Source organism: Lentilactobacillus sp., assembly GCF_040773105.1.
GTDB classification, from domain to species: domain Bacteria; phylum Bacillota; class Bacilli; order Lactobacillales; family Lactobacillaceae; genus Lentilactobacillus; species Lentilactobacillus parabuchneri.
Genome location: NZ_JAXGWW010000276.1, coordinates 1 through 2558 on the forward strand (window position 1 = coordinate 1; position 2558 = coordinate 2558).

The 2558-nt window shown below is 43.8% G+C and carries 2 protein-coding genes; both read left to right on the forward strand.

Annotated elements, in window-relative coordinates:
• Positions 1 to 990, forward strand: a 990-nt coding sequence (locus tag AB3112_RS10625) for an MFS transporter (RefSeq protein ID WP_367334468.1), incomplete at its 5' end; no start/stop codon positions are given.
• Positions 991 to 1301: 311 nt separating this feature from the next.
• Positions 1302 to 2558: ABC transporter ATP-binding protein (locus AB3112_RS10630; protein ID WP_367334469.1), on the forward strand; the 1257-nt coding region annotated here is incomplete at its 3' end.

Consider the following 2558-nt stretch of genomic DNA (forward strand, 5'->3'; position numbering starts at 1 on the left):
ACATTGTTATCGGCGTTTGCGCCAAGTATGACGCTTCTGATTGGACTGAGATTTATTGCCGCCATCGGCTTGGGAGCAGAAATTGTTACCGGGTATGCGGTGGTTAATGAGTTTGCGCCTATCAAACGACGGGGACACTGGTCAGGGATGACCGCCATCGTTGCGAACACGGGTGCACCGATTACCTTATTGATCGCATCGTTTATGATTCCAAGGTTTGGTTGGCGTTCAATGTTTATTACAATGGGTTCGCTTGCTTTAGTGCTTTGGCTTGCCCGTCGTCATTTTCCTGAATCACCTCGCTGGCTTCTTGCCAAGGGCCGGACTGAGGAAGCAAACGATATTATTAAGAAATTAACCGTTAGGGGTCTATACGAAAAGGATGAGATGACTCATCCGGACGAACCCGTTAGTCATATCAGCTTCGGAAAAGGTCTGTTCATTGCAATTATCGCGGTTAGCGCGACGCTTCTTTGCCAGTATACATTCACGTCTTGGGTGCCAACGTTACTTTTGAAACAAGGGATTAATATTGTTGATTCGATTGGCTTTTCCGCTATTATGATGATCGGAGCTCCAATTGGGGCGGCAATCGGAGCTCTGTTGGTCGATAAAACCGGCCGCAAGAAGCTAATTGTTACCGCGTTTATCGCAACAGCTATTTTGGGAATTGCCTACGCATACGAACGCAGTACGGCAGGTATTTTGATTAACGGCTTCTTGCTGACGATCACGTTATACATTCTGGTTGCTTCAGTTGTTAGTATTTACACGAATGAGTTATTTGAAACGGCTCACAGATTCCGTGGTGCCGGGATTGCTAATGGGATTTCCAAGCTATTAAATGGCTTAATGCCAATCTTCGTTGCCTTTATGATCACACAAGTTGCGACATCATTTATCTACTATATGATTGCTGCAATGGCGATTATCGCCGCAATCATCGTTGGGCTGTTTGGACCCGAGACGGATCAAAAGGCCATTAAATAAAATTATCTGGATAGCGAAGGATGAAAGGTCGAGACATCAGTAATTTATTGATGGCTCGACCTTTTATTGTCTGTTAAAACAACTAAAATATTCGCTAACAAGTTCTAGTTTCTTATCAACTTACCGTCACCATAATTTTTGATTAACATTGATGAAACTCACGGCCGAGAAGTTCATAATAGGAAGTATCTGTTTGCATATTATTTTTCTAAATTATGCTTGTATTTTAGATTGACTAGCAGTAATATAGTTCGGTACCTAAATATATGTAAAAGAATCATTAAAATAACGAACCTGGAAGGAGTAGCAAAATGCTGAAAATTGCCAAAGGACGGATCTCATACCTGGCAGTTCTTGGGGCAGTGCTGTTTATGATCGTTCAAGTTATTGCAAATTTGAACCTTCCCAGCTTGACCTCGGACATTGTTAATAATGGGGTGGCCAAAGGAGACATTAACTATATCTGGAAGATCGGCTTTGAAATGGCCGGCTTCTCGCTGATAAGTATATTGGCGGCAATCTGCAACGTCTTTCTCGCTGCCCGGACTTCACAAAAGTTGGGTCAAAACTTGCGAAGTGACGTTTACCGCAAAGTTATCAATTTTTCGAAGGATGAATATGACCAAATTGAAACGTCATCATTAATCACCCGGACGACCAACGATGTGGTTCAGATTCAAAACGTTGCCATTATTATGCTGCGAATGATGTTAATGGCACCCATCATGCTGATCGGTGCGAGCTTTTTGGCTTACACCAAGGATCACCAATTGACGATGATTTTCTTGGTTGTTTTGCCAATTATGATTATCTTTGTCGGCCTGCTGCTGTATTTTTCTGTTCCATTGTTTAGAGCAATGCAGACAAAGACCGATAAGATTAACCGGATTTTCCGTGAAGGCTTGACCGGAGTTCGGGTTATTCGGGCATTTCGTCAAGACCAGTTTGAACAGGATCGCTTCGAGGATGCCAACAAGGATTACACTGCCAATGCGATTAAGGTTAACACGATTGTCGCCTTGGCATTTCCAGTGATGACGCTGATTATGAGTGGTACTAACGTCGCGATTGTCTGGTTTGGTGCCAAATTAATTGGTGCTCAGTCGATGCAAGTTGGTAACCTGATTGCGTTCATGAGTTACGCCATGCAGATTCTGATGAGCTTCATGATGCTTTCGATGGTTTTCGTCTTTATTCCACGGGCGCAAGCTTCTGCTAAGCGGATTCAGACGGTCTTTGCATTGAAATCAACCATGAAGCCCGCAGAACATCCCATTACCATTGATCCCAACGCTCAGCAACATACGTTATCATTTGACCACGTCGACTATCGATACCGCCAAGCAGAAATGCCGGCGCTTTCGGATATCGATTTTAAAGCCAGCAGTGGCCAAACGGTTGCGATCATCGGGGGAACCGGTTCAGGAAAGACGACGCTGGTCAGCTTGATTCCGCGTTTCTACGATGTTGATAAAGGTGAAATCGAGTTGGATGGTCATAACATCAACGACCTTTCGATGAAAGACCTGCGAAATCAAGTGTCCTTTGTTCCTCAAAAAGCGACCTTA